22 protein-coding genes are annotated in these 23,436 nt (G+C 53.7%); 11 read left to right on the top strand and 11 right to left on the bottom strand.

The window, feature by feature from the left end; all coding sequences use genetic code 11:
- The first annotated feature begins 60 nt into the window (after nt 1-60).
- The gene (locus HG66A1_RS16575) at nt 61-3,156 is read left to right on the top strand and encodes an efflux RND transporter permease subunit (RefSeq protein ID WP_145186213.1); all 3,096 of its coding nucleotides are present in this window, start codon (nt 61-63) and stop codon (nt 3,154-3,156) included.
- Nucleotides 3,157-3,205: 49 nt separating this feature from the next.
- Here the strand turns inward: HG66A1_RS16575 and HG66A1_RS16570 are convergent, their stop codons facing one another.
- From HG66A1_RS16570 to HG66A1_RS16560, 3 genes are all read right to left on the bottom strand, one after another.
- The gene (locus HG66A1_RS16570; protein WP_145186210.1) at nt 3,206-3,898 is read right to left on the bottom strand and encodes a response regulator transcription factor; all 693 of its coding nucleotides are present in this window, start codon (nt 3,896-3,898) and stop codon (nt 3,206-3,208) included.
- A gap of 839 nt (nt 3,899-4,737) precedes the next feature.
- Entirely contained in the window at nt 4,738-5,025 is a 288-nt protein-coding gene (locus tag HG66A1_RS16565) for a transcriptional regulator (RefSeq protein WP_145041565.1), read from the bottom strand.
- A 141-nt stretch (nt 5,026-5,166) separates the two neighbouring features.
- Entirely contained in the window at nt 5,167-5,349 is a 183-nt protein-coding gene (locus HG66A1_RS16560; protein WP_145186207.1) for a hypothetical protein, read from the bottom strand.
- Nucleotides 5,350-5,791: 442 nt separating this feature from the next.
- On the opposite strand from HG66A1_RS16560, the gene HG66A1_RS16555 reads away from it, so the two are divergent.
- The 7 genes from HG66A1_RS16555 (at nt 5,792) to HG66A1_RS16525 (ending at nt 14,890) form a co-directional block, all read left to right on the top strand.
- Entirely contained in the window at nt 5,792-6,556 is a 765-nt protein-coding gene (locus HG66A1_RS16555) for an IclR family transcriptional regulator (protein WP_145186204.1), read from the top strand.
- Nucleotides 6,553-9,513: a PSD1 and planctomycete cytochrome C domain-containing protein gene (locus HG66A1_RS16550; RefSeq protein WP_145186201.1), complete on the top strand. Its 2,961-nt coding sequence runs from the start codon at nt 6,553-6,555 to the stop codon at nt 9,511-9,513. The genes HG66A1_RS16555 and HG66A1_RS16550 overlap by 4 nt, the downstream gene beginning before the upstream one ends.
- A gap of 3 nt (nt 9,514-9,516) precedes the next feature.
- Entirely contained in the window at nt 9,517-10,935 is a 1,419-nt protein-coding gene (locus tag HG66A1_RS16545) for a DUF1501 domain-containing protein (protein ID WP_145186198.1), read from the top strand.
- A gap of 144 nt (nt 10,936-11,079) precedes the next feature.
- Nucleotides 11,080-13,356, top strand: a complete 2,277-nt coding sequence (gene eutB / locus HG66A1_RS16540; protein WP_145193811.1) for an ethanolamine ammonia-lyase subunit EutB — start codon at nt 11,080-11,082, stop codon at nt 13,354-13,356.
- Nucleotides 13,357-13,528: 172 nt separating this feature from the next.
- Nucleotides 13,529-13,864, top strand: a complete 336-nt coding sequence (locus tag HG66A1_RS16535) for a hypothetical protein (RefSeq protein WP_145186195.1) — start codon at nt 13,529-13,531, stop codon at nt 13,862-13,864.
- A gap of 95 nt (nt 13,865-13,959) precedes the next feature.
- Nucleotides 13,960-14,283 (top strand): hypothetical protein, encoded by a 324-nt coding sequence (locus HG66A1_RS16530; protein WP_145186192.1) that lies wholly within the window; start codon nt 13,960-13,962, stop codon nt 14,281-14,283.
- 151 nt (nt 14,284-14,434) lie between these two features.
- Entirely contained in the window at nt 14,435-14,890 is a 456-nt protein-coding gene (locus HG66A1_RS16525) for a hypothetical protein (RefSeq protein ID WP_145186190.1), read from the top strand.
- A gap of 7 nt (nt 14,891-14,897) precedes the next feature.
- Here HG66A1_RS16525 and HG66A1_RS16520 read toward each other — a convergent pair whose 3' ends face one another.
- Nucleotides 14,898-15,890 carry a S1/P1 nuclease gene (locus HG66A1_RS16520; protein WP_197996624.1) on the bottom strand — a complete coding sequence of 331 codons (993 nt, stop codon included), beginning with the start codon at nt 15,888-15,890 and terminating at the stop codon, nt 14,898-14,900.
- A 731-nt stretch (nt 15,891-16,621) separates the two neighbouring features.
- On the opposite strand from HG66A1_RS16520, the gene HG66A1_RS16515 reads away from it, so the two are divergent.
- Nucleotides 16,622-17,014, top strand: coding sequence for a hypothetical protein (locus HG66A1_RS16515; RefSeq protein ID WP_145186183.1), 393 nt, complete (start codon nt 16,622-16,624; stop codon nt 17,012-17,014).
- A gap of 74 nt (nt 17,015-17,088) precedes the next feature.
- Here HG66A1_RS16515 and HG66A1_RS16510 read toward each other — a convergent pair whose 3' ends face one another.
- From HG66A1_RS16510 to HG66A1_RS16495, 4 genes are all read right to left on the bottom strand, one after another.
- Entirely contained in the window at nt 17,089-17,622 is a 534-nt protein-coding gene (locus tag HG66A1_RS16510; RefSeq protein WP_145186180.1) for a hypothetical protein, read from the bottom strand.
- Nucleotides 17,623-17,892: 270 nt separating this feature from the next.
- Complete coding sequence (locus tag HG66A1_RS16505; protein ID WP_145186177.1) at nt 17,893-18,240, bottom strand: hypothetical protein; 348 nt, start codon at nt 18,238-18,240, stop codon at nt 17,893-17,895.
- 232 nt (nt 18,241-18,472) lie between these two features.
- The gene (locus tag HG66A1_RS16500; RefSeq protein ID WP_145186174.1) at nt 18,473-18,970 is read right to left on the bottom strand and encodes a DUF1877 family protein; all 498 of its coding nucleotides are present in this window, start codon (nt 18,968-18,970) and stop codon (nt 18,473-18,475) included.
- 25 nt (nt 18,971-18,995) lie between these two features.
- Nucleotides 18,996-19,310 (bottom strand): hypothetical protein, encoded by a 315-nt coding sequence (locus tag HG66A1_RS16495; protein ID WP_145186172.1) that lies wholly within the window; start codon nt 19,308-19,310, stop codon nt 18,996-18,998.
- A 99-nt stretch (nt 19,311-19,409) separates the two neighbouring features.
- Here HG66A1_RS16495 and HG66A1_RS16490 point away from each other — a divergent pair, with 99 nt between their 5' ends.
- On the top strand, nt 19,410-20,435 hold the full coding sequence (locus HG66A1_RS16490) for a WD40 repeat domain-containing protein (protein WP_145186169.1): 1,026 nt from the start codon (nt 19,410-19,412) through the stop codon (nt 20,433-20,435).
- Between the two features lie 35 nt (nt 20,436-20,470).
- Here HG66A1_RS16490 and HG66A1_RS16485 read toward each other — a convergent pair whose 3' ends face one another.
- From HG66A1_RS16485 to HG66A1_RS16475, 3 genes are all read right to left on the bottom strand, one after another.
- Nucleotides 20,471-20,953 carry a TIGR03067 domain-containing protein gene (locus HG66A1_RS16485; protein ID WP_145186166.1) on the bottom strand — a complete coding sequence of 161 codons (483 nt, stop codon included), beginning with the start codon at nt 20,951-20,953 and terminating at the stop codon, nt 20,471-20,473.
- 65 nt (nt 20,954-21,018) lie between these two features.
- Nucleotides 21,019-21,774: an SDR family NAD(P)-dependent oxidoreductase gene (locus HG66A1_RS16480; RefSeq protein WP_145186164.1), complete on the bottom strand. Its 756-nt coding sequence runs from the start codon at nt 21,772-21,774 to the stop codon at nt 21,019-21,021.
- An 89-nt stretch (nt 21,775-21,863) separates the two neighbouring features.
- Entirely contained in the window at nt 21,864-22,748 is an 885-nt protein-coding gene (locus tag HG66A1_RS16475; protein WP_145186160.1) for an RNA polymerase sigma factor, read from the bottom strand.
- A gap of 322 nt (nt 22,749-23,070) precedes the next feature.
- Here HG66A1_RS16475 and HG66A1_RS16470 point away from each other — a divergent pair, with 322 nt between their 5' ends.
- The gene (locus tag HG66A1_RS16470) at nt 23,071-23,343 is read left to right on the top strand and encodes a hypothetical protein (protein ID WP_145186157.1); all 273 of its coding nucleotides are present in this window, start codon (nt 23,071-23,073) and stop codon (nt 23,341-23,343) included.
- Nucleotides 23,344-23,436 lie beyond the last annotated feature (93 nt).

Here is a 23,436-nt window from a genome sequence, read left to right as displayed (position 1 = left end):
ACTCCCGCGCTCATCACACTTTCATCTACCATCTAAGTTTTTCGTTGAGGGAGTTTCTGAATGCTGTCCCGCCTGATTGAATTTTCGCTGGAGAACCGGTTTATCATTCTCGTGCTGACCTTACTGATGGCAGCCGGGGGGATCTATTCCGCAATCCACTTACCCATCGACGCTGTTCCCGACATGACCAACGTGCAGGTGCAGGTCGTCACCGATGCCGGTTTTCTGTCGCCGGTGGAAGTCGAACGCTATGTGACTTATCCGGTCGAAATCGCCATGGGGGGCTTGCCCGCTGTGGAAGAGGTACGCAGTGTATCCAAATTCGGCATCTCGGTCGTCACCATTGTCTTCGAAGAAGGAACCGACATCTACTGGGCCCGGCAACTGGTGACTGAACGCATCGCAATCGCGGCTGCCGATATTCCTCCAGGTTACGGCACTCCCTTACTGGGCCCGCTGACAACAGCTTTGGGCGAGATTCTGCAGTTTGAAGTCCGCGGTGCAGATTACACGCCCATGCAGCTCCGCACCCTGCTGGAATGGGAGATCGCACCCCGTATGCGCGAAGTGCAGGGTGTGACCGAAATCAACACCCACGGCGGGTACTACAAGACATTTGAAGTCCAACCCAATCCCGATCGATTGAACAGCTATGGGATTTCCATGGCCCAGCTTTTTCAGCGGCTGGAAAATAACAATATGATCGCCGGCGGCGGTTACGTGGTGCACAATCACGAACAGCGATTCATTCGGGGGCAGGCGCTGCTGAAAAATGAGAAAGATATTGAAAACCTGGTCGTCAAGCACGATCCCAACAGCACGCCGATTCTGGTACGCGATATTGCCGAAGTCAAAATTGCTCCGATGACCCGCCAGGGGGCTGTTACCCGGGATGGACGTGGAGAAGCGGTGACCGGGCTGGTAATGATGTTGATCGGTGAGAACTCGCGCGAGGTCGTTACTGCCTCCAAGGCACGTCTGGAAGATATTGAGAAAAGTCTGCCTAAAGGAGTCACTCTGGAAATTACCTACGACCGATCTGCTCTGATCAGTCGTACTTTGAAAACCGTGCTCACGAACCTCATTGAGGGGGGCATCCTTGTGATCGTGGTTCTGCTCTTCATGCTGGGGAGCTTCCGGGCCGGTGTGATCGTGGCACTGGCGATTCCTCTATCGATGCTGTTCGCAACCAACCTGATGGCGGCGACAGGCATTACTGCCAGCCTGATGAGTCTGGGGGCGATCGACTTTGGTTTGATCGTCGACAGTTCCGTGATCATGGTCGAAAACTGTATTCGCCGACTCTCGATGAATCAGTCAGGCAAGCCCTTCCGGGAAGTCATTCGGGATGCCGCCATTGAAGTGCGGAAACCAACCATGTTTGGTGAACTGATCATTGCCGTCGTCTATCTGCCGATTCTCGCCCTGCAGGGAACGGAAGGAAAACTGTTCCGTCCCATGGCACTGACGGTGTTGTTCGCCCTGGCGGGATCACTGGTGCTCTCGCTGACTCTGATGCCAGCCCTGGCTTCACTGGCTCTGCCGAAGAAAATGTCCGAGAAAGAAATCTGGCTCATCCGCTGGGTGAAATGGATCTATCGTCCCATGGTCAGTTGGACGATTCGTCGCCCCATTCTCACCGTGGCGATCGCACTGCTGGTCTTTCTGGTCAGCCTGCCTGTAGGCTGGAATCTGGGAGCGGAATTCATGCCTCGCCTCGAAGAAGGGGACCTGCTGGTCGAAGCCGTTCGCCTCCCCAGTGCCACCATTGAAGGCTCCGTGGAAATGTCGACTCAGATCGAGAAGGTACTGGTCAAATTCCCTGAAGTCAAAACAGTCTTCTGTAAAACCGGACGTCCCGAAATCGCTAACGATGTGATGGGGGTCCACCAGACCGACGTCTGGGTGATTCTCAAGTCTCCGCTGGACTGGCCCGAACCGAAAACTCGCGATGAACTGATCGAAGAAATGTCGGATGCGCTGAATTCTCAAGTGCCTGGCGTAGCATTCGGATTTACCCAGCCGATCGAAATGCGCGTGGATGAACTCGTGGCAGGTGTTAAGGCTGACGTCGCGGTTCTGCTCTATGGCGATGAGCTGGAGGTGCTAAGCAGCAAAGGCAAGGAAATCGAACGGGTTCTGAAAAAAGTTCCTGGCGCTGTGGATGTCAAAGCCGATATCCAGTCCAGCCTGCCCACGATCAGCATCCAGCCCCGCTGGGATGCGCTGGCACGTTACGGCATGGATGCCCGGGATGTGATGGACGTTGTCTCCTCACTGGGAGGTCATCCGATCGGTTTGATCTTCGAAGGACGTGCCCGATTCCCGATTATCGTCCGTATTCCTCAAAAATGGCGGGAACAGGTGAGCCTGCTGGAACAGATTCCTGTCGCCGATGGCACCGGAAAGCCGGTTCCGTTGCGTGAGCTGGCAGACATCACTTTTGAAGAAACTCCACCCACGGTCGAACACGAATCTAACCGCAGACGTACCTTCATCCAGGCGAATGTCAGAGGGGTGGACGTGGCCAGTTTCGTCGCTAATGCCCAGCATGCTGTGGAAACGCAGGTTCAACTTCCCGATGGCTACGAGATTCGCTGGGGAGGCGATTTTGAAAACCTGCAGTCAGCCAGTAAGCGTCTGGTGATCATTACCCCCATCGTCCTGATGCTGATTTTCCTGTTGCTGCATACGACGTTTCGTTCTGTTCGACTGGCGCTGTTAATCTTTCTCGCGGTTCCCATGGCAGCTTCCGGCGGAATTTACGCGCTCGCATTACGTGAGATGCCTTTCAGTATCTCTGCCGGGGTCGGGTTCATCGCGCTGTTTGGTGTGGCGGTATTGAACGGTCTGGTATGGGTCTCTGCGGCTGAAAACCTGCGGCTTAAACAGCGGGTTCCGATGCAGGATGCGACCTTTCAGGCTGCGATGGCACGATTGCGTCCCGTTCTGATGACGGCGCTGGTGGCCAGCCTCGGCTTTCTGCCGATGGCGCTCTCGACCAGTGACGGAGCCGAAATGCAGCGTCCGCTGGCCAGTGTGGTGATTGGAGGTCTGATTACCTCTACCCTGTTGACATCCATGGTGGTGCCGGCAATCTATCCCTGGTTTGCTCCCAAAATCAAGGAAGGGGAAGAACCTGTTACTGACGACTAGGAAGCAGGCCGTCAGCGGCAGGAGTGGTGCTCTGTTCTCGCGTCAGACGCTACTCCTGCAGCTGGCATTTGATCTCTGAGACGACATTATCCGTCGTCAGGTGCTGTTCAATGATCTGTGCCTTGGTAATCAGCTTGGCCAGATCAATCACATTATCCACTTCCAGTTTGTTGAGAATGGACTTTCTCCGCATGACCACAGTTCGAGCAGACAGATCCAGCTGGTGACTGATGGTTTTGTTGGAAAGCCCCTTCAACAGCATTCGCATGACTTCGGTTTCTCCCTCGGTCAGGCGATGCTCTTTTTCGTGAAACTCCATCAGCCAGCGCCGGGCGAATCGTTGCTCTGAGTCCAGCAGGATCGCAGCTATGATCTGGTCCCAGAGTTCCTGTTCGGCGTACGGTTTTTCGAGAACCGTCAAGGCTCCCTCCGACATGGCTGAAACGGTCGTCGTCACATCCACAAAGGCGGAAAGAATGATGAGCGGAATTTCATAGCCGGCTGCTTTCATCTTCCGCAGCATCTCGATGGCGTTACACCCCATCAGACGCAGGTCTGCGATGACACAGCCACAGATCCGATTATCGGTATCAGACAGAAATTCTTCAGCGGACGTATAGGTAGTCGCTCTGAAGCCCATGCTGCCGATGAGCTCGGCTATGGAGGCACTCACGGATTCGTCGTCATCGACTACGAAGACGCGAGGCTCATAATCGGTTGGTAAATCTAACTGGTGTTTCATGTCTCGTGTACTCTCTAGCTCTCAAACTCGAACATTCACCGCATTCATTTCCGAGATGAATGAGACACACCTGTCGCGCTTTCAGGCTGAAATCGGAACGATCCCGGTCTGATAAAGACGACTGGTCTGGTTTCTCAGTGAAATGGTTCATAACGTGATCAATCTTTGCTGGCCCTGTTCCTTCTGTTTCCGGCTGGTCTCTGAAATGAAACCAGGGCGCCGCATCTGGATAGAATCATGTTACTGAGCTTGAGAATGAGAGAAGGTTTTAACATCCGTTGCATTAACTGCAGCTTAGCTAAAATCTTGGAGGAGTTCTGGGACAGAGAGCTCAGTTGAATCTGATCTCCGGTAAAGGTGAGTTGACTGTAACCCTGGGATAAAACGCACAGATCCAAAGTTACAGTCGGGGCAAGTTGTCGCCGGTCTTTGTCTGAATTCAACAATTCGTCTTTGGCATACATCTTAACACCTGCACCAGACATCATGATTCACATACGAAACAATTCTACCACGTATCTCGTTACAATCCGGTTTTTCAGTCAGAGAAATAAAAGACTTTCATTTTCTGCAACCGATTCAGTCCACCTTTGACGACTGTACGATATTTGTGTCCAGTCGCATGTTGGTGGGTTGATGCGTTGTCCAAACCAAAATAGTAGAAGTATTTAGACTCTTATGGTTTGATACTGATCGCACAGGGCAGTGATATACCTCCCCAGAACAGAAAAGCATATCAATGCCTGTGATCCAGATTAACGGTCGACCTGACATCAGCTTGAAATTCCTGAACAGGATTAATTAGACGAGAGGATAGTCTGAATCGTTCCTTCCAACTGTTACTGCAGTTCCTTTAACTGGGCGATCGCGGAATCCCGTTCCGACTGTGTGACCTCCAGATCAAAGAGCAGATATTTCACATCCAGCCTCAACTGGGCCAGAGTATCCGACATCAGGTTGACAATCTTGACCCGTTGTCGGGAATAGTTCACGACTTTATGATAACTCTCGAGCAGGTTCTGCTGTTCGGGATGCTTGATCGCCCGCAGCTTGTCTCCCAATGCGACAAGCTCAATGGGTAAATGCTCTGGTGTCTGCTGATTAAAGCGAAGTGTTTTCTGATACATGTCAGAATACCCCTTTCCGGCCAGTTTTCTTGAAGTGTCGTTGCTGAAGTGCAGATTTTATTTCCGAGATAAAATCAGTCTTACTGCAGGCCCGGTCTGATGAAGTGCAGGGTTACTGATGGGATAAACGTTTTCAGTTCTTCAACTGCTGCTGAACAGTGAGCTCAAAATACCGCGCGGCTGGCTTTGTGTCGCTGCGACCCATTGACAACATTCCTGAAGTGTGCCGGTGAAGCGTGGCTTATGATCCACATACACACTCCAGAGTTCGTTGCGGACAATTGGGATCTTTTCAGACAGCTTTTCAATCAGAAAGTGATGCATGAAGTGCTCCTTGGACAGGGTTCGTTGTCTGAAATCAAATTCAAGTGAGAAGTGTTATTGATTTGACTCTGGGTAAAGTTTAAACCCCATTTGCAATTCTTCATCGTGAATCAAATGCAAACTCAGGCAACGAGACTGCACAGAAAAGAGACGCCATTTCCTTGAAATGAAAAACGAAGCAGCAGAATTGCGCCCAGGTGCAATCTCATCTCAAATTACTTCACTGATAAAGAATTCAACACATTTTACGTCGTTGATATTCACTAAATTGATCGATTTGTCTGCTTTAAAACAGGCTTTTAAGAATAGATTCTCCTGGTTACCCCAGCAGTAAAGCAGGGGAAAAGAAATAATTAGTTTGATTTCCAAATCAATCTGAATTACTCTGGTAGAACGCGTTATGTATATGTAACGAAGGTCTGCTGTTAACCGAGGGCCAACAATGAGTACTGCTGCCACGAGTGTTCCCGCCCTGGAACGGGGACTCGATATCCTGGAACTGCTGAATCAGGAACCCGACGGGCTGGGGATCAGCGAGCTGGCAACACGCTTGTCGCTGAATAAAAACGCGGTGTTTCGCATTACCCACACGCTGACGGACCGCAACTATCTCGAACGCGATCCGCTTACCAAAAAGTTCCGACTCTCTCCCCGTCTGCTTTCTCTGGGCTTGCCTCAAGCCGGTGATGTCAGCCTGGTGGAAGTCGCCCTCCCGCTAATGCGTGAGCTCCGCGACCTCACACGGGAAACCGTTCAGCTGGGAATTCAGGTCGGCGATGAAGGCGTGATTATCGAACAGGTCAGCGGCCTGCATCCACTCCGCATTGCCGTCGATATCGGGCTCCGCTTTCCCCTGCATAATAACGCCCCCGGTAAAGTTCTGCTGGCGAATCAGTCGCCGCGTGAGCGGACAGCGACTTTGAACCGGATTCCGCTCACCGCCGATACCCCTCGCACCCTGACCAAACCCGCGACCTTACAAACCGAATGCACGAAGGTCTTGAACCGCGGTTATGCCACCGATCATGCAGAGGCAGACGAAGGCATTCACTGTGTCGCCGCTCCCGTGACCGGTCCTGAAGGAAAGCTGATCGCCGTACTCTGGGTCTCGGCTCCAGCGAAACGCCTGCCCAAAAGCATGTTTGCCAGCATGGGAGCTCAAGTTATCGACAGTGCCGCACAGATCAGCGGAGGCCTGCAGCCATGAATGGAATTCGACTCACGAGTCTACTGTTGATCCTGCTCTATACTCATCAATCACTCCCGGCTGACGGCGATCAGTTTTTCCGCGAGTCTGTCGAACCCATTCTGAAAGCACACTGCTACGACTGTCATTCCCACTCAGCGGGTGTGATGGAAGGGGAGCTAACCCTCGACTGGCAGAGTGGCTGGAAGACAGGCGGATCGCGCGGGGCCGCCATCGTTCCAGGCCAACCGGAACAGAGTCTGCTGATCAAAGCGATTCGACACACCGACCCCGATTTGAAAATGCCGGATGTAAAACTGTCCGATCAGCAGATCGCGATTCTCACAAAATGGGTCGGGCAGGGAGCCCCCGATCCGCGCATCAGTCAGCCACAGGCCGACACGAGCCAGGCACTCGACTGGTGGTCTCTCAAACCGCTGATCCGTCCCGCGGTCCCCGGCGCAGGACATTTAAATCCCATCGATGCCTTTATTCAGGAGCGACTGAGTGAGCAGCAGCTCAAACCCGCTCCCCAGGCCGATCAACGCACACTGCTTCGCAGGTTGATGTACGATCTCCATGGCCTGCATCCCACTCCCGTAGAACTGGAAGCCTTTATCAAGGACCAGCGTCCGGATGCCTGGGCTCGACTCGTCGATCAACTGCTCGCCTCCCCCCGCTACGGAGAACGCTGGGCCCGCCACTGGCTGGATACGATCCACTTCGCCGATTCGCACGGCTTCGAACACGATGTCTTTCGCCCCCATGCCTGGCGGTTCCGCGATTATGTCATCGACCGCTTGAATCAGGACATCTCCTGGACCCGTTTCATCAGGGAACAATTGGCCGCTGACTATTTTTATCCCGAACAGTCTGAGCTCACCGTCGCGCTCGGCTTTCTGGGAGCCGGCCCCTACGATCAGAGTGCCGCGGCCACCGCGCCCAAATCGTTCGAATATCTCGACCGTGACGACCTGGTCACGCAGACCATGGGAGCGTTCGTCAGTACGACCGCCAACTGTGCCCGCTGTCATACGCACAAGTTCGACCCCATTACTCAGTCTGATTACTTCGCCCTGCAGGCCGTCTTCGCCGGTATTGGGAAGGGGGACGTCAGCTTTGATGCAGACTCCGCAGTCGCGGCCCAACGAATAAAATGGGAAGCACTCCGGCAGGCTGCCCTTGAAAACAATGCTTCGATCCTGTTGCAACCGGAATATACGCAACTGGTCACCGCGTGGGAGCAACAGCGTGGCCCCGAACCCCAATGGCAGGTTCTTCCGCCAGAGACCTTCGTTTCCAACGGAGGAGCCGACCTGAAGCGACAGCCGGATAATTCGATTCTGGCCAGCGGCCCGGCGCCCGAACAGGAATCCATTCTGGTGACCGTTCAGCCAGAACTGAAAACGATCACCGCAGTACGTCTGGATCTGCTGACCGATGCCTCGCTTCCCCATCAGGGACCAGGCCGCGCTCATAACGGAAATCTGCATCTCAACGAAGTTGAAATCCGCGTGTTCCCGCCGGATGCTCAAGCAGGACAGAAGCTCGCCATCAGTCGCGCCACCGCCGACTTCGATCAGGCTGGCTGGACGATACAGCACGCTTTGGATGGCAATCCCAAAACCGCCTGGGGTATCTATCCCAAGGTAGGTGTGGGACATTACGCTGTCTTCGAGTTGCAGTCTCCTCTGACTCTGAAACCAGGCACCCGACTGGTTGTCTCACTCAAACAGGTGCATGGCGGTGCGCATCTCATCGGCCGTTTCAAACTGAGTGCCACCGCTGCCGATCAGTTGAATGTGATTGCCCTCCCGGAAGCTGCAGCAGCCGCACTCAAAATTCCCGCGAAAGACCGTACACCCGCACAACAGACCGCGTTAGCTGGCGTCATCCTGAAGTACCGGGCCGAACAGGAACTGGCTCAACTACCACAGCAGGCGAAAGTCTACGCTGCTGCCGCCGAAGCGGCTAACGAACGGGGCATGGTAAAATTCACTCAGCCCCGCGAAATCCGCCTGCTGATCCGGGGCAATCTGGAAAAGCCCCGTGGCGTTGTCGCGCCGGGCGCGATCTCTGTTCTCCCCTCTCTGCCAGCCCGTTTCGATCTGCCCGACCCGCATGCCGAATCCGCCCGGCGTGCAGCTCTCGCGGACTGGCTCACCGATCCACAGAATCCCTTAACCTGGCGGAGTATCGCCAACCGTGTCTGGCACTATCATTTCGGGCAAGGTCTCTGTGACACTCCCAACGATTTTGGTCGCATGGGGGGCACTCCCTCTCATCCCGAACTGCTCGACTGGCTCGCCTGCGAACTTCGTGATCATAACGGCTCTCTGAAGCACCTGCATCGACTGATCTGCAACAGCCAGACCTATCAGCAGTCCTCTGCATTTCGTTCCGAATTGTCAAAGATCGATCCCGAGAATCGCCTCCTCGCCCGCTGGACACGGCAGCGTCTCGATGCGGACAGTTATCGCGATGCCGTCCTCCGCGTCAATGGCACTCTCGACCTCACCATGGGCGGCCCGGGGATACAGAACTTTACCCAGACTCCCGGTCCCCAGGCGACACCCGTGCTGCACTACGATCAGTTTGATCTCGACAGCCCCGGTGCGTACCGGCGGAGCATCTACCGTGTCGTCTGGCGGGGCATTCCCGATCCGTTGATGGATGCCCTCGACTTCCCGGATCTGGGACTGCTCTCACCCGTGCGTGGCTTTTCTGCTTCGCCGCTACAGTCGCTTGTCTTATGGAATAATCGCTTCGTCCTCCATCATGCCCGGAAACTGGCCGAGCGTGCCCGTAAAACAAAACCTGTGATTTCAGACCAGGTCAGGCAGATCGCACTCTGGACCTGGTTGCGTGAACCCACGTCTGACGAACAACGCCAGTTAACCGCGCTTGCGGAATCGCACGGACTGGAGTCCGTCGCCCGACTGATGTTGAACAGTAACGAATTTCTCTTTGTGGAGTGAACCATGCTGGAATTACCTCTCTCCAGACGCGAACTGCTGACCCGCTCGGGCGGGAGCTTCGGAGCCGCTGCGCTCACCTGGTGGCTGGGACAGCATCTGCAGGCAGCCTCCGCGCCAGACTTGAATGGCGGCCTGCATCACCGTGCGAAAGCGAAACGCGTTGTTCAACTCTTCATGAACGGCGGCGCCAGCCCGATGGATACGTTCGACTATAAGCCAGAGCTCAAACGTCTGCATGGCCAGAAACTGGGCCCCAAAGAGAAACCGGAAGGCTTCACCGGAGCCGTCGGTGCTGTGATGCAGAGCCCCTTTGAATTCAAGCAGCATGGCGAATGCGGGCAGTGGGTCAGCTCGGTCTTTCCCCATCAGGCACAGATTGTCGATGACCTCGCCTTCCTGATGGCGATGACAACCAAAACCAACGTGCACGGCCCGGCCAGCTACATGATGAATACCGGTTTCATGCTTCCGGGCTTTCCCTGTCTGGGCGCCTGGATCTCCTACGCACTGGGAAATCTGGCCGACAATCTGCCCACGTTCGTCGTCCTTCCCGATACCCGCGGCCTGCCTTACAATCAAAAGGGGAACTTCAGCTGCGGGTTCCTCCCCGCAAAACATCAGGGCACGCTGGTTAACGCGACCAGTAAAACACCCATTCCCGATCTCTTCGCCGATCCGCAATACCAGTTCGCACAGGGGAAGGCTGACAAAGTGACCTTCGCGTTGCTGCAGCAGTTCAATCGTCAACACGCGACCACGCGTCCCGATGACTCCCGACTCGAAGCCCGTATCGCAGCAGGGGAACTCGCGGCAAAGATGCAGCTCAGTGCCCCGGAAGCCTTCGATCTCTCCCGTGAAACCAAAGAGACCCACGCCGCCTACGGTCTGGACCAGAAAGAAACGGAAGATTTCGGCCGCCGGGCACTGCTTGCTCGCCGTCTGCTGGAACGCGGTACCCGCTTTGTTCAAGTCTGGAGTGGTCCTCAAGGCGCCGTCAACAATTGGGACAATCATGGGAACATCAAAACCGAACTCCCCGCCATCGCCCGCAGTGCCGACCAGCCGATCGCCGCGCTGTTTCGCGATCTCAAAGCCCGCGGCCTGCTGGAAGATACCCTCGTCATCTGGACCACCGAATTCGGACGCACCCCCTTTGCCCAGGGGAGCGAAGGCCGCGATCATAACCGGGGGACCTTCGTCACCTGGCTCGGCGGTGCCGGCGTCAAAGCGGGCACCAGTTACGGGAAAAGTGACGATCTCGCTTACCAGACCGCCGAAAACAAAACCTACTGCTACGACCTGCACGCAACTATCCTGCATCTGCTGGGGATCGATCACACCCGCCTCACCTTCCGCACCGCCGGCATCGATCGCCGTCTGACGGACGTGCATGGTCACGTGGTGCACGACATTCTGGCTTGAGATCGCCATTCCCGCTTGATAATTGTTTTTTAGCGGTGGTATCATCGATGAAAGCGAGAGTGCGCAGTCTCCGTCAGCCCCCTTCCAGGCTTCACTTGAAAGGACACTACCGTGCAGTGGAACCGTCGTGATTTCGTACAGGCTATGCTGGGAGCTCCCTTCGCGCTCACCGTTTCTCTGTCCCAGGCTCGGCGCCTCCCCGCAGCTGAAAGCCCGGCAGCAGGCGTCACCATCCCTGACGTCAATGCAGGTGAAACGCTGTTTGACTACATCCAGCGGGTCAAAGGTAAACACGATCCCAAGTTCTATCGTCAGCTGCTCGGAGCCGCCAATGAATTCAAGGAAGGCGATCAGTTCATCGGCGTCGCCGCCGTCGATGACCAATCCCGTCACAACGCCCGCCAGCTGCTCGCCGCCACCCGGATTGTCGACCTGGAACGTCATCCCATCTACGAAGATGACCTGAACCGCTACATCAACGAGAATCTGGCGGATGCCGACTCGCGCCCCGTCAACCTGACGCTCGGTGAATTGAAACAACTGCTGCTCGAAGGCAGTGAAGCGACGATCAAGCAGATTGCCGGCACACTCTCCAGCGATGTCATCGGCTGCGTCGTTAAACTCATGTCTAACGACGAGCTGATTACCGTCGGCACGAAAGTCTTCAATCCGCTCCCCGGCAGCCAGCTCGGTGCGAAAGGCTATCTCGGTGCCCGCATTCAACCCAACTCGCCGACCGACAATCTGGACGACATCTTCTGGCAGGTCCTGGATGGCTGGTCGTATGCGGTCGGCGACGTCGTTCTCGGCACCAATCCGGTTTCCAGCGAACCCGAATCGGTGCAGGCGGTCGAATTGCAGCTTCGCGAGATCCTCGAGACCTTCGGTATTGCAGATGTCCTTCCGCACTGCGTGCTGTCGCATATCGACGTCCAGGCCGAAGTCGAACGCCGTTCGCCTGAAAGTACGGCCCTCTGGTTCCAGAGTATCGCTGGATGTGATGCCGCCAACCAGACGTTTGATATCGATCTCAAAAAGATGCGCGACTACGCTCGTTCCCGTACCGGCAAGTATGCGCTCTATTTCGAAACGGGGCAGGGGGCCGACTTCACCAACGGGCACAGTCACGGCTTCGACATGGTCCTGCACGAATCGCGGAAGTATGGCTTCGCTCGTGCCTTGACCCGCGAAGTTGCCCTTGCCCAAATGCAGGCAGGCCAGACAGCCGCCCCCTGGGTCCATTTGAACGACGTCGCCGGCTTCATCGGTCCCGAAGTCTTCCGCACCCGGGAACAGCTCGTCCGCTGCTGCCTGGAAGATATCGTCATGGGTAAACTGCACGGTCTGATGATCGGCCTGGATGTCTGCTCGACCCTGCACATGGATGTCTCGCTCGACGATCTCGACTGGTGTCTCGAACAGATCATGCCCGCCAACCCCGGCTACCTGATGGCACTCCCGACAAAAATCGATCCGATGCTCGGCTATCTGACGACCGGTTTTCAGGACCATGTCCGCATCCGCGAGAAGTTCGGCTACCGCGTCAACGACGCCATGTGGGCATTCTTCCAGCAGCTCGGCGTGATCGACGCGCAGGGAAAACCGACAAAACACTTCGGCGATCCGACCTGGGTCTATCTGCAGTACCGCCGTAAGAAAGGAGACAGTCGTCCTGAGGAACGCATTCTCGACGAAGGCCGACGCCAGCTGGCAGAAGTTCGTTCGCGCGGCGTTTTCCTCGCGACAGGTTATGGCGAGAAACCATCTGCACTGTCTCCTGATCTTCAACAGCAGATCGACCGCATCTACCACGATGCCAAACAGAGCATCTGGGCCGAACTGACTCCCGCTTTCATCGCCACGCTCCCCGCCTCGGTACCCATCACAACCCAGTCGACCAGTCGTAGCGAATATATTCTGCACCCCGCCACCGGCGAAGCACTCGCGCCCGCCTCGCAGGCTGCCATTAAACAGCTGCGTCAGCAGTACGACGCGCAGTATAACGTGCAGATCGTGATCTCCGACGGCTTGAACGCCCTTTCGATTATGGACGAAGACCAGCTCGAACCATTCCTGAAAGAACTCCGCTCGCAGCTCAAAACGGCCGGCTTTCATCCCGCGGAACAGAACATCCTCGTGCAGTCCGGTCGCGTCCGGGCAGGCTATCGCATCGGGGAAACACTGTTCGGCGGACTGGATGGCAACCGTGCCCTGCTGCATATCATCGGCGAACGTCCGGGTACCGGCCATCATACCTTCTCGGTCTACATGACCTCGCCTCCAGGTTCGGTCTGGGGACAGCCGGGTCAGGTCGATCATAACATCACCCGCGTCGTCTCGGGCATCGCCGCCACCGCCCTCAAACCAACCAGAGCGGCCCGGGATACCGTCCGCATTCTGCAGCAGATGAATCTGGGATAATGCAAAATCAACAAGTCGATAAGTAATTATCATTCCATTCTGCTGCCAAAATTAGAAATATGAACATTTAAAGCAACAATCCCTGATCTATTTCAAACGCCTGTCCGTTATAATTCACTAGAGAGTCTGTACTATTTGACACGGAAACGGGAACAATCACAGGAGATGAGCCATGGATTTCACGTTAACGTTGATGCCCCTCATCCCCTTTCTGTTCTTCTTTGCATTCCTGTTTCTCCATGCTCGCGGTATTAACTGTCCTTCCTGTCACCGCCCGATGCCGGTTTTTCAGTCTCCTTTCAATAAGACCCGACGTCAGTGGCTTGTCGGCGGGTATCGCTGCCCAAACTGTGGTTGTGAAACAGACCTTAAAGGCAGGCAGGTTGCAGCCAGAACACTTCCCGAACAGGGAACCTTACTGCTTGGGATGGGGCTGTTTGTATTCTGTATCGTGATCTCCCTGTTGCTGACCTGTATTCCTCTCATGATGCTCCTGATGCGTAACTGATTACCGATGTCACTGATACATGTCGCGCGAAGAAAGAACAGAAACTAACGATGCTCCTAAGGGAAGTAACTTCCATCCTCGTGATGATGTTGATAATGCTGATATTGCTCTCCCCCTTGATTGCTTATCTTTTGTACAAGGTCAAACAAGCCCAGGGGAAATGCTGTCCTTCCTGCGGCACACCATTGATCCCCTTTCAACATCCCGCTTCTAAAACCATCCAACAGTGGAAACAGGGCGGCTATCGCTGTCGCAATTGTGGGTGCCTGACAGATCTTGATGCCAAAGAAATACCAGATGGTCCCTATCCGAAACGTCGCACGCTCCTCCTGGTTTTGATAGGCCTTAACCTGCTCCTGATGATATCTTTCCTGTCGCTGGTTTTCTTCTTTCTGCCATTTTTGAGAGCATTCCGTTAAGCAAAAAAGTTCCGTTATTCTCCCCCCTTCAAACTAACGCCAATGAATTAAATTCGCATTGGCGAATCCGCTGATCCTAACTAAGATCTCTGCTGATCGGTTTTATATCTGAACTGTATTCGCTCCATTAACTGTTTCAGGGATCGAGAACATGTACCGTCAGCTGTTTCTGTTCGTCTTCCTCATTCTAACTGCACCACTCTGTGCCGCTGATCCCGCTCCCCAGGAAGATTACGACGCACTTCAGGGAAAATGGATTCGTCAAACCCAGGACGCCAAAGCCGGGCCGGTAACGATAGAACAGGAAGTCTTTCCCAAACACATCGTCGTCAAACTTACCGATCGGAACGGGGAACTCATCTATCAGCACAACGTCAAATACCGTCTGCAACGGCTCGAAGACGTCAGGTTACTCGTGTTTTATGATCTCGAAGTCCTTGTCGGACAGCGTAAAGGGTTCAAACAAAAAACACAGCAACCCTGTATCTACCGCCTCAAGGGAGATCGGCTGTTTGTCGCCGAGGGACTCGTTCAGGAAGACAATTTTCCGCCACTGATACTCGTCTGGTGGAAAATCAAACCACCCCAGACCGAATCCGCTCTCTGAGTCTATCTTACTTCACACCCTCCAGCACCGCCGCCAGTCGCCAGCCCGCCTGGGCCGCCCGCTTGACCGCAATCGAACCTGCCTGCCGATAATAACTCTGAGGCAGCGATGACAGTTTCTGAAACTTCCCACTCTCAGCTTCACTCACGCGGGCTGCTTCCAGTATTTCCACGCTGTATCCTTTCTCCCGCGCCAGTTCGTGGCTTTCATTGATCCAGGTCACATAATTCAAATCCCCGGCAGCGCTCTCGCCGAGTCGCTTATTCGCGGGGTCCCGTTCGATCCCCACCGCCTGGCTGACAATCTCCGAATCCTTGAAGCTGTTTCCCAGCAGGCCGTCCCACTGGGAATGCAGATTCGATTTTGCAATCCGAATATCATTGCCTCCCCGGTCTCCCTCTGGAAACATCCGTCGGCTGAACAGGGCCGAAGAATGCAGCGGCTGATGACTGTCACCCACCAGGTGCATCACCCAGCAGAAATAGACGGCTTTATCCGCCTGACTCACACGCGGGTCTTTCAGTTGCGCCACACAATATTCCAGGGCCTGAATAATATTAAACCCCAGCACATCGTCTCCCGCTTTGATCGACGTCGCCACGTTCGCCGAGAGCTGCGTACTCAATGCGTTTTTTGAAGCGTCATCCAGATAGATCGGCTGGTTGATGTAATGCCAGGTCCCATGATGATATTTCTCGCGGTCCGCATCCTTGAAACTCCGGGCAATATCCGGCCAGGTCGCTGCCCGCATGAACAGCCAGCGAGCCTGGATTTCCGGCGTCGCATCCTTGATGATCTGTGGCATCCGCGACTGAAAATCCTGCTCGAAGCGGGGATGCTGTTTGAGCAACTGCACCAGTTCCGTCCGCCGTTCCGGCGTCAACTGATTCCAGGCGATCGCAGCGATGATCCGATGCCCCGCATAGTTCCAGGCCTGGGCAGGTCGAACTGTTACGAACAGGAACAGTACAAAAACAGATAGTAGCGCAAATCGTTTCACAGTCAGGTCTCGTTTTTCAGGTTCAGTCGAAGGATGAAATTCAGACCTCAATTGTCGGGATCGGTTCTGTCGGGACAAGGAAGCGACTCCCACGTTTATACAAAATTCATATTTGAGAATCATCATTTCGGATCGGGGCCTCTCCCCAAAACAGCAGCATGTTGACTACTTCGTATTTTACACCGGTGCACTCTGGTGAACCTCACTGAATAAATTGAACTTGAATCGCAGTTCCCGATCCGTATTTTGTGAAATTCTGCTTCGCGCGCGAGGCGGACGATGCGTGCACAGGAACCTGTTCCACCAGTGAGTCAACTGCACCTGAATCGGCGTCGATTTTCGAAGGTTTTCACCAGAACACTCAGAACCAGTGCCACATGTCTCGTACATTTTCAAAGCATTTCGCAGCACACTCAGAGCATTTGAAGTACATCTCAACAACAACTCAGGGAACATCAGAGCAGATTCAGCAGCAGGATTTCGCAACATCCTCTTGACCTCCCCACGCCCTTCCACAAAATCAGAACCTACTTGAAAACACCTTCGAATAAATGAGCGGCAATGCGCTAACCGCCGGTAACGGTAGAAAAACATCCTGCATACTTTCTAAAAACAATCCACCGATTGTACGGATCGTCCCCCAACTACCAAGCTGAAGATTGATCACTGCCGGGCAGTAAAAAAAAATAAAAATTCGGGAACTCCCCGACCGCTGCGGAACTCTAACGTGTATGCAAACACTCATCATCATAAATCTGTTACTCTGCTCCGCCGGACCCGGTCACTTGCGAAATGAAGAACCGCCAGCTTCCCTGTTCGTACCGGTTCCCCACGTTATGCCGTTACCAACGGGCGAACTTGAGGGGCTGACCTTCGAGATGATTCCTGGCATAGATGATCTGCAGGATTTACCCAATAATCCCTGGGACGCAGACTGGGAGGAGATCGATCCCGATCAGATTTATGAAGTCATCAAAGACCTGGAAAACGTGGAGCCCCAGGTAATCATCCCGGGCCAGATGCCCATCATTCCTTTCGCCCCCATTCCAATGCGGATCGATCCGGCTGAGTTTCGATTGATAGAACTGGAATTAGAGCCTCCCCGATCAAGCTTCGAACCCTGACGCGGAGATGGATCGTGCCGTTGTTTAGATAATACACTGGGCTGAATCAGGAAGAGCAGCCAGTTTCTTCATGATTAATCTGAACCATCATTTTGTGTGGAAAACTCATCCGCAAGTTCTATCATTTTCTGTTTTGAAGATGAATCACGGCAGATCGTATCAATTGTAGAATGTGAGAATACTGCACGAGCCGTAATCTGCCTTTCACTATGCTCGAAACTCATTGTGTTAGTTCGGATGACAATCAGTGATATTGTTTCAAAGTCCTGATAACCGGACTGACAGACTGCACTCATCGCTCTGGAAATGAGCTCTTCGAAATAGGAAGGACTGGAGTCCCTGGAATTGATGATGATCTTCGTCTCAGTTCCATTGACCGTCAGTTCGAATGGATCTAACACGGCAAGATGAAGTTGATATTCGAGGTGTTCTACCGTCCCCGGCGTAAGCCTGTTGATGACCTCTTCCGGGAGTCGTGAATCTTCTTCGGTGAATTGGATGACACCGGATCGCCAGGCTACCAGAACTGCTGCCCCTGTCAGGATTAGAAAATAGATTAGAGGCAGTACAATGGTTCGGCAGCTGATTATTTTATTACTTCTTGACATGAAGCTTTTTCCCAAGGACGTCTAGTCTGAAGAGCTAGGTAGCGTTTATTTAATAGTTTTCTACGTGATCATAAGGTCGACAGCGTTAGCTATGTCAGTATCCACCGTGGCCGAGGGTATGCTGTTACTCTTGTTTTCAGGACTTCAACAGCAGAAAAGAAAATTAGCCGCAGGGCGTTAGCCCCGGTTGAAACGTCTTTGGTATATATCATCCGAATTAAGAAACGCTACGTGGCAGAGAAGCCGGTTGCAGAAAGTGCAGGAAATCAATCAGGTAACGCCGTATGTACCTTCTCGGCATATCAGGCATGACACACTCTCCTCGGGTGGTTTCTCAATCGGGCGTGAGGGAAAGAACATCAGCCAGGCACCACTCACAATCAGCAGGAAACCGATCAGGCTGAACAGGCAGCCCGCCGTCGTTTTCCTGGTTGCCGCGCCGCCTCGCCCATTGAGCAGTTCACCCAGACAGAACAGGGCGATTCCCGGAAAAAACAGTGAAGCTTCTGGCGGTAACGCCTTCGTCTCCACAGTCAGGCTGACGACAAACAGGATCACCGCGGCGATCGTTACCAGCGTCAGGTAAAACCTCTCATTCGTCAGCAGATTCTGTTTCATCTCCGTAGTTTAGCCGCAGCGCACCGAAAGCTCTAGAAGTCTTCTCAAAGAATTCCTCAGGGAACCTGACGCAACAAAGGGAAACAGCCCGGGCGTATCCTGCCGCCCGGGCTGTTTCTGGAGGCCATGCTAGTGCTTTCTCGCAAGCGGATCATAATCCATTGAAACAGGTTGTCAATCTTTTCTCAAAAAACAGTCCGATCACCGCCTGTCATACTTCACACTGAATACGTTAATAGCGAATCACAGTCATCCCCTGGTCAAGCGACTCACGCAGGAATTCAGACAGCGATTGCAGATAAGGCCAGTGATACTCCTGGATCATCGATTCTTCGAGTTCGCACATCAGCATCTCGGAAAGGATCTCATTGCTCAGGGCCAGTTCGGTAAACTGCTCCTGTGTCAGGGATGCCATTTCCTCCAGCGATTCTCGCAGCGATTCCGCCGGGATCACCCTGGCAGGGCCATACCCCAGATCAATCTTCTCGTGTACCGGCGCGCCACCTGCCAGCACATCCATCAGGCCGGGAAATGTGTCCTCAATCTCGGTCGTATCGAATTCCATACTCACCGGATCGAGAATGAAGATCAACTCGATACCCGCCTTGTCCATATCCAGGTAATCCGGGGTATCATAGTTGCGACACTCCGATTCAAACGCGGCAGCATCTTCTGTCAGCCGGGAAAGATCTTCTGTTGAAAGTCGACGAAATCCGCTGGTCACACCCATCTCTGGCTCCTTGCATATTTAGTATTCAATCTCCACGATTGAATAGGCTGATGTAGCGATCAGTTCCACTTTTAAACAAGTCGTTATTCTCTGCACACCAGATTAAAGGAGCGTAAAATTGCTCCAGGCGGTCTGCGTATTCGTATTTCCGACCTGCAAACAATTCAAAATGAGACCACCAGGGGCGAATCTCACAAATCGAGCGGGGCGTGTATCCCGATTCCTGAAACCTGACCGTTAAGGCAAGCACAGGACCGACGCTTAACAGATAAGCCAGCAGCAGAAACAGGACGGTACCTGCCATGCATTGGGAAACCCTGGATTTCCGGCGTTTCGACATCCCCGCAAAGTCCTTTCGCAATAACCATCCCTCACTGCAGTATCAGAAAACTTCAGGATAGCATATACTGATAGACAGTGTCAGTCAAAAGGAAACGTGATGTCCACCCGAAGTTTGTTCCTCCTGATCTTCCTGTTGTTCTCGGCCTGTGCTGAACCCCTGAAATCCCCAGGGACTGCCTGGAGTCTCGCGTTCTCTCCCCAGGGAGACAAGCTGCTGGCAGGGGGAAGGTTTGACAATGTCACCGCCACCCGCGTTTATGAATTGACTCCTGAGCGAAGCTTGAATCAGCTTACCTCTCTCCCGACAGGCGCAAGCGGAGCCATCTGGAGTCCTGCCGGGACACAAATCTTCTATCTGAATCTGGATGAGTCGCGCATCGATCTCTTCGACCTGCAGCAGCAGAAAGTAACCTCCGGCTGTCCCTGTGACTTCTTCCCCCAGGGGACCCTCAGCCTGCTCAACAAAAATGAACTGATTGTCGCACCCTGTCTGATTGCCGATTTTCAACCAACAAAAGAACCCCCGGTCATTACGCAGGCCTTCTGTCCCGAGGGTCAGCCTTCTACCCGGGAGTTTGGTGGATGTGATGCTGGTACGGTCTTCAGGGTAAGTACTTCTCATCGGGTGGAAGGACCGGTGGCCGTTTCATATGCAGGTGGCTGTCCCGTTGAAGTCTGGGACTACCGGGACGGCGATATCAGTCTGCGTTATCAACTTCCCGATCTGAAGCAGTGTTGGATTAAAGTCAGTGACGATGGTCAGCAGCTGGCCACGCTCGGCGTCGCCGGTCTGTCAATCTGGAATCTAACCGCTGAGGAACCGAAACGGCTTATCCATTTTGCTGAGAAACGAATCTCACCGACAGGCTTCCATTCGTTGGCAGCGTTTCAGAGTCGGCTCAGTTTCAGTCAGGACGGACACCTGCTTGCTGTCTGCTTTGAAGACTCAGTCCAGGTCATCGACCTTACCGTGCGAAAGGTGATATTTGATCGACAGTTTAATCAGAGCGATCTGGTTCTGAGTTGCGCTCTCAGTCCCGATGGCAAAACGCTCGCCTGGTCAGGAAATCGGGAAATGGGAATTCGGTTGCAGGCTGTCAGGCGGACAGCAGCAACCGAATAAGAGACATCATTCTATAGAGTGAAACCAGCCTGAAGCTAAGGAGCTGACGTGACGCGTTCCAGCAGCAGCACGACATCTGCCGTCGGTAATTGAAATTTCGTAGGACGCGGTTTGCCCATCCATTGTTTGTTGTTCCACGTTCCCACGGCACAACAGACCTTCAACCGGTTACCGTCAAGTTCATAGATCCCCAGCGCATCGCCCCCTTTCTTCCGGGCCTCATGGGAACGATGATCCCAGATCCCGGGGCTTGCGGTCGGGTCCAGATCGAAGGTTCCCGACCAGAGTTCCTTTCCGTTTTCGTCCAGAGCTGCGTAAGTCAGATCCTTACGGAAGACCAGTCGCCTGGCAGCTTGCGTGGCCCTTTTGGGTTCTACGGACTTGATCTGCCACGTACCGGCAAACGTCTGCAGAGCCTGTCTGACTTCTGGTTTTATTTTTTCTTCTGCCTGCAGATTATTTACGTTTACTACTGACAGCAAACCGGACAACACGGCCAATCCCATAAGTGTTTTCATCTGTCTGATCCTTGTTAATTTGATTTAAAGAGTTCTCTCCAGGAAATGTCTTATGCCATTCCTGCTTAACGCAATCCCCCCGAAGCCAGTATGACCTCCCCGGTCAGCCAGCGGGCATCATCCGACGCGAGAAACGCCACCACCCTGGCAATGTCTTCCGGCGTGCCGATTCGGTTTAAGGGAGTCATGGCCACCAGTTGCTTCTCGAAATCGGCTCCTGTGCCGTACAGCCCGGCTGCCTGCGTTCCCTCGCTGAGTGTGGCTCCGGGATTGACGGAGTTGACCCGAATCTTCAGACCGGCGAGCTCTTTCGACAGCACGCCGGTAATCGCATCGACGGCACTTTTACTGGCGGAATAGAGCGCAAATCCGGGAGGGCACATCCGGGATGCACCGGATCCGATGTTAATGATATTGCCCCCTTCCGAACTGAAGTACGGCAGCGATTCGCGAATCATCAGCAGAGGTCCGAGAACGTTAATGGTGAACTCACGCTGGAACTCGGCCTCAGTCAGCTCCTCCAGCGGCATCGGCTGATAGACGCCGGCGTTATTCACCAGGATATCGAGCCGCCCCGAGATCGCATGCGCCGCTTTACATAAGCGTGCTGCATCGGCCGCGTTTGACACATCTCCCTGAACCGCGACGGCGCGCCCTTTCGATTTTATGATCTCCTCAACCACGGCTTCCGCACCAGCCTGGTCGGTCGCATAATTGACGACGACCACCGCTCCTGCCGATGCCAGTTCCCGGGCGATTCCCGCCCCGATGCCTTTCGAAGCCCCGGTCACCAGGGCGACCTGATTCTGTAGTTTCAACATGTTTGCTCCTTGTGTATCTGGAAGTGACAGAGACTGTTCTACCACTGAGACACATGCGGGAGCCGACTGTGACAGTTATCGTCAAAAAATCAGTTCAGATGCAGCGCCGTGCGGATGCCCGGTTGTTCCAGAATCTCTTGCAGCCACCGTGCCGGATTGTCCGGCTGCAGAAACGGATAACTGCGCTGCAGAGCCGCATATTGCCGGTCGACGGCATCTTCGATTTCGCGTACCGTGCCGGAGGCGACTTCATTGATCCGTTCAAAGTGCTCAGGCACGAACAACAGGTGTTCGGGATCGACGTGGCCTTCGTTGATGAAACCTTTCGTTTTTTTCGGGCAACGACAGGGATTCTTTTCATTCACCAGGCCGCACTGGTTCTGCATGAACTGGTAAAGGTCCCGACGGGCGCGGGAGAGATTCTGCCGAAAACTGTCTGCTGACATCTCCATGATTTCGCTACCGACTCTGTCGCTGACGCCGAAGATTTCACCCAGCGTGAAAATCAATCGCTGTCGGCGATCCAGGCAGAGCAGCATGCCGGTCATACAGGCGATTTTCGCCTCTTCTACCAGCAGGGGAATCTCCACAGGCACTGTCTTGGGATCAGGCAGATCCAGGTCGGGAATATTGTTGATCGCGGCGGCATAACTGGAAAAAGTATGCGGCTCTGTTTCACCACCACGACGTTTCATGTTCAGAATATGATTGACCGTGATCCGATAGAGCCACGTGCGGAACTGACTCTTACCCTCAAAGGTGCTCAACCGCGTGATGGCTTTGAGCAGCACTTCCTGCGTGACTTCTTCGGCATCATGAGGCTGGAAAACCATCCGCACCGCGATATTGTAAATCCAGGCCTGATGTCTGAGAATCAGGGCTTCCAGCGCAGCACGATCTCCGTTCCTGGCCCGCTCGACCAGTTCGATATCCTGCCGGGCATCGTCATCGGCTTCTAAAAAGGGATTATACATCGTATCTTCCACGTTATCTGGTCTATTGAATCGACCTCTACGTAGAGGTCCCCGACTATTAGACACATTCTACGAATGACTGTGACAACGGAATCCGATGAATTCAATATTTTCTATCAGATCGCCCGCGGATACAAAACGAAATAAGAGATCAGTGTCTGATGACAGGGGCCGACAGCGATTTCGAGTCTGAAAAAATGCGGAAAAATGGAAAAGTGCTTTTTTCATTTCTGAGGGGCAGGTAAAATCGAATCAACAATAACAGCGCTAAATCCATCAGCCACACAGAAGCCGATCTCCGTTTCCCGTCAGGAATGAAAAGATGAAACTGCAGAATAAGTTGATGATGTTAATGCTGGTGGTTCCACAAAGTATGTTGGTAGTGCTGCTGGCCTTTGATCTGAAATATTATGACGCAAGTGAAAAAGCTTTTACGGTCCCCATCTATCCCTGGCCCATGTACCTGAAGTTGATGCTGTCAGTGCTGGGAATGATCGCCACATCCGTATTGCTATCCTGTTACATTTCGAAGCAGGAAAAACAAGAACACCAGAAGCAGGACATAGCTTGTGAAGAAACTGTGTTAATAGAATAGTAGGGGCGGACCTGCGTGTCCGCCCGCCTGGCGAGTAGCATCAGCAATGAAACACACCAATGGGAAATGAAAGCACGTCTCAGGGTGGGCCCG

The organism is Gimesia chilikensis (genome assembly GCF_007744075.1).
In the GTDB taxonomy this organism is placed as follows: Bacteria; Planctomycetota; Planctomycetia; order Planctomycetales; family Planctomycetaceae; genus Gimesia; species Gimesia chilikensis_A.
Note: the sequence above shows the minus strand (reverse complement) of the source record. Positions and strands in the feature narration are given on the sequence as shown.

Bases quoted from the DNA above. Each gene is read 5' to 3' on its own strand.
- HG66A1_RS16575 (WP_145186213.1), top strand. From the start codon at position 61: ATGCTGTCCCGCCTGATTGAATTTTCGCTGGAGAACCGGTTTATCATT.
- HG66A1_RS16570 (WP_145186210.1), bottom strand. From the start codon at position 3,898: ATGAAACACCAGTTAGATTTACCAACCGATTATGAGCCTCGCGTCTTC.
- HG66A1_RS16565 (WP_145041565.1), bottom strand. From the start codon at position 5,025: ATGTATCAGAAAACACTTCGCTTTAATCAGCAGACACCAGAGCATTTA.
- HG66A1_RS16560 (WP_145186207.1), bottom strand. From the start codon at position 5,349: ATGCATCACTTTCTGATTGAAAAGCTGTCTGAAAAGATCCCAATTGTC.
- HG66A1_RS16555 (WP_145186204.1), top strand. From the start codon at position 5,792: ATGAGTACTGCTGCCACGAGTGTTCCCGCCCTGGAACGGGGACTCGAT.
- HG66A1_RS16550 (WP_145186201.1), top strand. From the start codon at position 6,553: ATGAATGGAATTCGACTCACGAGTCTACTGTTGATCCTGCTCTATACT.
- HG66A1_RS16545 (WP_145186198.1), top strand. From the start codon at position 9,517: ATGCTGGAATTACCTCTCTCCAGACGCGAACTGCTGACCCGCTCGGGC.
- eutB (WP_145193811.1), top strand. From the start codon at position 11,080: ATGCTGGGAGCTCCCTTCGCGCTCACCGTTTCTCTGTCCCAGGCTCGG.
- HG66A1_RS16535 (WP_145186195.1), top strand. From the start codon at position 13,529: ATGGATTTCACGTTAACGTTGATGCCCCTCATCCCCTTTCTGTTCTTC.
- HG66A1_RS16530 (WP_145186192.1), top strand. From the start codon at position 13,960: ATGCTGATATTGCTCTCCCCCTTGATTGCTTATCTTTTGTACAAGGTC.
- HG66A1_RS16525 (WP_145186190.1), top strand. From the start codon at position 14,435: ATGTACCGTCAGCTGTTTCTGTTCGTCTTCCTCATTCTAACTGCACCA.
- HG66A1_RS16515 (WP_145186183.1), top strand. From the start codon at position 16,622: ATGCAAACACTCATCATCATAAATCTGTTACTCTGCTCCGCCGGACCC.
- HG66A1_RS16510 (WP_145186180.1), bottom strand. From the start codon at position 17,622: ATGTCAAGAAGTAATAAAATAATCAGCTGCCGAACCATTGTACTGCCT.
- HG66A1_RS16505 (WP_145186177.1), bottom strand. From the start codon at position 18,240: ATGAAACAGAATCTGCTGACGAATGAGAGGTTTTACCTGACGCTGGTA.
- HG66A1_RS16500 (WP_145186174.1), bottom strand. From the start codon at position 18,970: ATGGGTGTGACCAGCGGATTTCGTCGACTTTCAACAGAAGATCTTTCC.
- HG66A1_RS16495 (WP_145186172.1), bottom strand. From the start codon at position 19,310: ATGTCGAAACGCCGGAAATCCAGGGTTTCCCAATGCATGGCAGGTACC.
- HG66A1_RS16490 (WP_145186169.1), top strand. From the start codon at position 19,410: ATGTCCACCCGAAGTTTGTTCCTCCTGATCTTCCTGTTGTTCTCGGCC.
- HG66A1_RS16485 (WP_145186166.1), bottom strand. From the start codon at position 20,953: ATGAAAACACTTATGGGATTGGCCGTGTTGTCCGGTTTGCTGTCAGTA.
- HG66A1_RS16480 (WP_145186164.1), bottom strand. From the start codon at position 21,774: ATGTTGAAACTACAGAATCAGGTCGCCCTGGTGACCGGGGCTTCGAAA.
- HG66A1_RS16475 (WP_145186160.1), bottom strand. From the start codon at position 22,748: ATGTATAATCCCTTTTTAGAAGCCGATGACGATGCCCGGCAGGATATC.
- HG66A1_RS16470 (WP_145186157.1), top strand. From the start codon at position 23,071: ATGAAACTGCAGAATAAGTTGATGATGTTAATGCTGGTGGTTCCACAA.